The 6,676-nt window shown below is 40.9% G+C and carries 9 protein-coding genes; 1 reads left to right on the forward strand and 8 read right to left on the reverse strand.

The window, feature by feature from the left end; translation table 11 throughout:
• The first annotated feature begins 222 nt into the window (after positions 1-222).
• Entirely contained in the window at positions 223-573 is a 351-nt protein-coding gene (locus VXK47_RS16210) for a response regulator (RefSeq protein WP_435549831.1), read from the forward strand.
• Positions 574-626: 53 nt separating this feature from the next.
• Here the strand turns inward: VXK47_RS16210 and VXK47_RS16215 are convergent, their stop codons facing one another.
• The 8 genes from VXK47_RS16215 to VXK47_RS16250 form a co-directional block, all read right to left on the reverse strand.
• A complete protein-coding gene (locus tag VXK47_RS16215) occupies positions 627-1,340 on the reverse strand; it encodes a TPM domain-containing protein (RefSeq protein ID WP_435549823.1) in 714 nt (237 codons plus the stop codon).
• Between the two features lie 12 nt (positions 1,341-1,352).
• Positions 1,353-2,201: a TPM domain-containing protein gene (locus VXK47_RS16220; RefSeq protein WP_435549824.1), complete on the reverse strand. Its 849-nt coding sequence runs from the start codon at positions 2,199-2,201 to the stop codon at positions 1,353-1,355.
• A 112-nt stretch (positions 2,202-2,313) separates the two neighbouring features.
• Positions 2,314-2,910 carry a LemA family protein gene (locus tag VXK47_RS16225; RefSeq protein ID WP_435549825.1) on the reverse strand — a complete coding sequence of 199 codons (597 nt, stop codon included), beginning with the start codon at positions 2,908-2,910 and terminating at the stop codon, positions 2,314-2,316.
• A gap of 245 nt (positions 2,911-3,155) precedes the next feature.
• Positions 3,156-4,430: an MFS transporter gene (locus VXK47_RS16230; RefSeq protein WP_435549826.1), complete on the reverse strand. Its 1,275-nt coding sequence runs from the start codon at positions 4,428-4,430 to the stop codon at positions 3,156-3,158.
• A gap of 80 nt (positions 4,431-4,510) precedes the next feature.
• The gene (locus VXK47_RS16235) at positions 4,511-5,605 is read right to left on the reverse strand and encodes an ATP-dependent 6-phosphofructokinase (protein WP_435549827.1); all 1,095 of its coding nucleotides are present in this window, start codon (positions 5,603-5,605) and stop codon (positions 4,511-4,513) included.
• A gap of 135 nt (positions 5,606-5,740) precedes the next feature.
• Positions 5,741-5,884 carry a hypothetical protein gene (locus tag VXK47_RS16240; RefSeq protein WP_435549828.1) on the reverse strand — a complete coding sequence of 48 codons (144 nt, stop codon included), beginning with the start codon at positions 5,882-5,884 and terminating at the stop codon, positions 5,741-5,743.
• A gap of 92 nt (positions 5,885-5,976) precedes the next feature.
• The gene (locus VXK47_RS16245; protein WP_435549829.1) at positions 5,977-6,234 is read right to left on the reverse strand and encodes a hypothetical protein; all 258 of its coding nucleotides are present in this window, start codon (positions 6,232-6,234) and stop codon (positions 5,977-5,979) included.
• The gene (locus VXK47_RS16250) at positions 6,216-6,395 is read right to left on the reverse strand and encodes a 2Fe-2S iron-sulfur cluster-binding protein (RefSeq protein WP_435549830.1); all 180 of its coding nucleotides are present in this window, start codon (positions 6,393-6,395) and stop codon (positions 6,216-6,218) included. Before VXK47_RS16250 ends, VXK47_RS16245 begins: the two co-directional genes overlap by 19 nt.
• Between the last annotated feature and the right edge of the window lie 281 nt (positions 6,396-6,676).

Consider the following 6,676-nt stretch of genomic DNA (forward strand, 5'->3'; position numbering starts at 1 on the left):
CATTTTTCATTTATCCGGCAATAGCGGACCTTTTGAAAAGGACTTTGTAAGAAAAAAGAACTTAAACCCGGAGAAAATATCAGAGACCTTTGGTAGCTTAATTTTTATGAAAATCAGTCTTGACATGGGGTCCACTATAATCTGCCTGTTGCAGATACAGATACCATAAAACTCATAGATTCGGATTTAACAGAGGCAGCAGGAGGCAATGAAACTATTCTTATTGTAGATGATGAACCAATACTGCTTTCAATTATAGAAAGAGCCCTAAGGCCATTGGGCTACCGGCTTCTTATAGCGCTTACTCCCGAAGAAGCCATAAAGATCAATGAGACATATGAAGAAGATATCGATCTTTTACTCACAGATGTTATCATGCCGAAAATGAACGGGAAAGATCTTGCAGACAAAATACTATTAAAGCGACACGGAGTAAAGGTTGTATTTATGACCGGATACCTGGCCGAAAACACCATATATAAGGGCCAAGACGAAAAGCCCGGGATTTACCTGCAAAAACCAATAAGAATCAACACACTCAGGCAAAAGCTGCGTGAAGTTCTGGATGATTGAGCAAGAGTATCTTGTGTTAATTTTGATTAATCAGTGTTAACCTATTTTATACATCAAAACATCACTTCATTGCTTAACTCATTGGTATCATCCTGTTTTATCAGAAAATATCTGGACAATTCTTTGCCGCACTCTTCAATAGCATCGCATGTGGCTTTTCCATGTTCTTTTTTCTTGATTCCTTCCGATAGCTTTGCGGCTATATTGCCCCAGAATTCAGGGTCTATTTTTGCGTTAATTCCTCTGTCTCCCAAAATCCATACCCGGTGCTCAAGAAGGGAAATAAAAATAAGAATTCCTGTTTCATCCCGTGTTTTATACAATCCTTTTTCATAGAAAGCCATTAAAGCACGTTTCCTTACGGTCTCTTCGATTCTTTTGCCTGATAAAAAGGGAATTTTTATGCCGTCAATTTTTGAAAATATGAATTTAAACGGAAAATATAGAATAAACAGCATTGGGATATAAGTCCAGATGCTTGTATGTCCCGAAGCTTCCAGTAAAAATTGGTAAGAAAAACCCGACGGGTCATAGCTCCAGCCGACAGCTTTTGTTGCGATATAGTATGATTTGATAATTTCTAAAATAAGTGCAAAAAAGCCTGAAAGTATAAATGCCCCCAAGGTTTCGGCTTCCTTATACGAATCGCTTGCGTCAAGTACCATTATTGCTATTTCACCGGAAGTATTAGACTCAGCCTGTTTGATAATATCCGAGATACATTTTTGGTCTTGTTTGCTGAAAAATTCTGATGCTTTAGTTTTCATAAATATTTCCTTTTACCAGCCTCCTGATGAGCCGCCTCCGCCGAATCCGCCGCCTCCGCCCGAAAATCCCCCTCCGCCAAAACCACCGCCTCCTCCGAAACCGCCACCAATAAAACCTCCCGGGTAATGCCTTCCTGTTCCTCCTGCAAGGGCTCCTGATAAAAGTCCGAAACCAAATCCTGCTATTGCAAGGATGCCAAGCAGCAAAAGGGATATTCCGCCAAAAGAAAGAAGAGATATTATCGGAAGAAGCACAGCTCCTGTTATACCACCTAAGACTTTAGAAAAATTTGATAAAGCTGCGGTTATAACAAAAAGAAAAATAAGGAGTGCAAATATCGGTGTTTTGCCGTTTCCCTTATGCCTGGCATTTGACCTTGACGCCACATATTCGCCCTTAACAACTGAAACAATGGCATTAACGCCTGCCTCGATTCCGCCATTGAAATCGCCTTCCTTGAATCTGGGAATAATCTCATTGCGAATAATTCTGCCGGATATAAGATCCGTTAATTTGCCTTCCAACCCGCGTCCCACTTCTATTCTTAGTTTTCGGTCATTTTTTGAGACAAGAAGAATAGCGCCATTATCCAGATTTTTTTGTCCTATTTTCCAGCTTTCGGCAACTTTTATGGAAAATTCTTCCAGGTTTTCTCCTTCAAGAGATGGTATAGTAAGAACCACTACCTGGGTAGAATCGCTGTTTTCAAGCGTTGATAATGTCGCATCCAGCTTTTGAACCGTTTCGGGTGAGAGTATGGCAGCATAATCATTTACTCTTCCTTTCAGTTGAGGAACATCAAACGCTTCGGCATTGTAAGGAATAATTAAAAATAGAAACGCAATCAACCAGTATTTCATGAATTAACCCCTTTATGAGATCTGCATAAGTTCCGGCTTTATCTTAGCAACTCATGAGCTTATGAACTTATGAGCCGGTTTTCTTTGCATTTGATACTTTGCTTTCTTTATTTTATTGCATTGAAAAGTTTACTTTAGGCGCGCTCTTTGCGGCTTCATCCGCCTTGAAAGGTTCTTTGCGTGCAAGGTGAAGCAAAAGAGAGTTTGTGAGTGAGTTTGGAAAAATTCTGATACTGGTGTTAAAATCCTGTACTGCCTTGTTATACCTGACTCTTGCAACATTTATCCTGTTTTCGGTTCCCTCAAGCTGATTCTGCAGATCCATGAAATTCTGGTTTGCCTTTAAATCAGGATATCTTTCAACTATAACCATTAGCCGTGAAAGAGCGCCGGAAAGCTGCCCCTGAGCCTGCTGAAATTTCCCCATTGCTTCGGGATTATTAATCATGTCTTTTGAAATCTGCATTGAACCCACTTTAGCTCTGGCTTCTGTAACAGCAGTCAATGTGTCGGCTTCATGTTTTGCATAACCTTTTACCACCTCAACAAGATTGGGTATCAGATCAAGACGGCGCTGATAACTCGCCTCAACATCTCCCCATGCTGCAAAAACCTGCTCTTCATTGGCCTGCATTTTATTGTATCCGCAGCCTGTAAGTGAAAGAAGACTTATAAGTACGATCAAAAATAACAGATATTTCCTGTTCATAGTTCCTCCAGATTAATGTTTAAAAGCTTTTGATGAGTGTATAATGTTTAACATATTGATACATCAATAAAATAATATGGTCAAGCGATATTGTCACCAAAACATCGGTAAGCATAGGCAGAAATACTAAAAGACACAAAGACCTTATTATGAACTCATAAACTATCTTCTACTTGCACCTTTACCTTTATCCTTATCCCTTGCACCTTGCACCTTGCACCTTTATCCTTATCCCCCCTACCCTCTCACCCTGTTTTGCCGGTGTAAATCAAACCATCTTTTTGCAGCTCCGGAAGTTTTTTTGCGAAGAGAACAGCTCCTGAAATACATGATATTCCGCCTATTGCCAAAGTGAGCGGGACACCTAAAAACTTTGCCATACCACCTGCTAAAAGACTTCCAAAAGTTGCTGAGCCCATAAGGGTCATGATATAAATGCTAAGAACGCGGCCACGTTTATCATCATCAACAATAGTTTGTAAGAGAGTATTGCTTGATGCCAGTTGCAGCATCAGTCCAAAACCGATCAATACCATTAATACCATGGAAAGTAAAGAATAACGGGATAAAGAAAAAATAATCAGCCCAATCCCGAATATGCCTGCCGACCATGGAACTATTTTTAAAAGTCCATGGATACTATTTTTGGATGCAAGATAAAGAGCGCCCGTCAAAGCGCCTAAACCCGAAGCTCCCATCAGAAAGCCATAGGTATGGGAGCCGCCTTTAAGTATCTCTTTAGCATAAACAGGCAGAAGCACCGAATAAGGCATTCCCATTAAACCTACCAGACCAAACAAAAGTATAACGAACTTTATCGGTCTGAAACCAAACGTATAAGAAAAGCCTTCTTTTATTTCAGTTAAAACATGCGTGTTTTTCTTGTTTATTATCCTTGGAACAATTTTCATTTTCAATATTGAGGCAATAACAACAATATAACTTAAAGCATTTATAAGAAAACAGGCACCTTCACCTGTAGCGGCAATCAATATGCCCGCGATTGAGGGGCCCAAAAGCCGTGCTGAATTAAACATGGAAGAATTTAAGGCGATTGCATTTCCCAGGTCTTCTTTTTTTTCTATCATTTCAACTAAAAGTGAATGTCTGGCCGGAATATCAAAAGCATTGATGGATCCAAGAAATACACTTAAAAAAATGATGTGCCATATATCTATTATTCCGTAGAAATAAATACAGGTCAGAATCAAAGCCTGTATGGCCGCCAGAATCTGAGTGACTATTATAATATGATATCGATTTAACCTGTCAGTCAGAACTCCGGCAAGAGGGGATAATAAAAAGGTAGGGATCTGGTCGGCAAAGCCGACCACACCCAATAGGAATACGGAATTTGTAAGTTTATATACCAACCAGGATATTGCTATTCGTTGTATCCATGTGCCGATAAGTGAGATGCTTTGTCCACCGAAAAAAAGCCGATAATTTTTATGCTTAAGTGAGCGGAAAATAATTTTAAGAGCTGTCTGCTCATCAGGACGATATTTATCAGCAGCCATATATACCAGAAACGCTTTTAACAGAAATTTCTTGCAGCAAGATATTTACGTTCAGAAAATTTATAAATTTTTTATTAAATTCAGTCTCCAAAACAGATTCCTATCTCTCTGGCTGTACGGATGGTATCGCCATCAAGCGGAACCCGTTTGATTTTGCCGATAATTTCCTCAAGAGGAATAGCCTTGATGTTTGGAGATTCCAAGGCTACCATTGTTCCAAATTTTTTCTCTTTTACAAGTCTTAGCGCAGCAGCGCCAAAGCGAAGCGCCAGAAGCCTGTCAAACGTGGTAGGCGATCCTCCTCTCTGAAGATGCCCAAGCACCATAAAGCGGCTGTCTTTGGATGTCTTTATTGCTATTTCTCTTGCAACATACTCAGCTATACCGCCCAGTATTACATCCTGCCGCCCGGCTTCTCCCTTGCCTTTGTTGAGAGTATGACCACCTATGGGAGCGGCGCCTTCGGCCGCTACAACTATGGCATAACGTTGCCCATGCAGCTCGCGATCCATAATGTGATCACATATCCTGTCAATATCAAATGGAATTTCAGGAATTACAATAACGTCGGCCGAACCGGAAATGCCGCTGTTTAAAGCGATCCAGCCTGCGTTTCTTCCCATAACCTCAACCACCATAACACGGTCATGTGATTTGGCGGTTGAATGAAGACGATCAATGGCTTCGGTTGCTATGCTTACGGCTGTATCAAAACCAAAAGTTATATTAGTAGATACAAGATCATTGTCTATTGTCTTTGGCACACCGATTACAGGAATTCCTTTTTTAAAAAGGTCATATGCAATCTTAAGGCTTCCGTCTCCGCCTACGGCAATGAGACAGTCCAGCCGCAGTCGTTTGAAGTTTTCTACAACCTTATCGGATACATCCCTGTATTCTATTTCTCCGGCTGCATTGGCAACAGGCATGCTAAAAGGATTAGCTTTGTTTGTGGTTCCCAGAAAAGCTCCGCCGATGCTTGAAATATGCCACACCTTTTTAGGCGTTAAGGAAATAATTTCATTTGTGTCAATAAGTCCTTCATAACTGTTCTTGATTCCGTATACTTCCCAGTTCCGGTTGGCGGCCGAACGAACCACAGCCTCTAAAACGGCATTGAGGCCCGGGGCATCTCCTCCACCCATATTTATTGCAATCTTAAACCCTTTTGGCATAGAGATCTCCTTTAAACTCGAAAACTAACATCAACCCTGTTTCGATCGCCGTAAGCATGGCTTAACCTGTTAACCGGTTAAAAAGAAACGGCATTTAACCAAAGTTTATACTTTATTGAATATTCTGATTTTTTTTTAAGGTTTTAACCCTCTTTTTTCAGCTTCTTTCCGCAATTCGGAATAGACTCCCAAATGATCGATTTCGGCTGCAGGGCAAACTTCATTGCACCTTCCGCACATAATGCACTCGTAAAGACCATCCTGAACAGCTTCAACCACTCTGTCTCCTTCATCAAACGGATTCGTAATATCTTAACCCGATAGCAATAATACCAGCAGGTCCGATAAATTTTTCCTGATCTTTATCTTCATTAATAACCGGGCAAGCGGCAATACAGCTTTAAACATCTGCAACACCATTCAAGGTTTCCTATTTTTTTGGCAAGAGCCGGATCCATTTTAGCAGTTATATCGCTTTGTACAAGAGGTTTCGATCTTACCCTTGCTTCTATTTTTGCGATCCTGTCCCTTGTTTTGCTTTTGTCTACTATAAAATCCCGGATTGCCGGAAAGCCTCTTAGCGGTTCAAGAACAATATCACGGTCTTTTCCTACCGGCGTATAGCACATGCCATAACCGGCTCGCCGTCAAGCATCATGGAGCAGCGCCCGCATACCCTGCCCCTGCATGAATAGTCGAAGGCAATGGCTTCATGGTTTTCATGGATATATACAAGTACTTCAAGTACTGTTATATTTTTTTTCCATGGAATGTAAACATCCTCCGGCAAAGCCGGAGGCTTTACGATTGCTGGCCCCTCAAAGGGGCCTGATCACAATCGAAAAACAAAAACCATCATATCAAGTTTCTTGTAACACCTGCCATTTTAGCAGTGATTTTTATCGGGAATCCAACTTTTTCCCGATTTTTAAAAGCTGGATTCCCGATAAAAGCATTCGGGTATTACAAAAGCATCATGTATGATGAACGCCTGTCAAATTCATAATCCCGGAATTGTCAAACTCCGGGAGTCTCCCGGCAGAGCCGGGAGTTTACCTGCTATTAATTATA

It is taken from the genome of Desulfobacterium sp. N47 (assembly GCF_051233685.1).
Classification (GTDB): domain Bacteria; phylum Desulfobacterota; class Desulfobacteria; order Desulfobacterales; family RPRI01; genus RPRI01.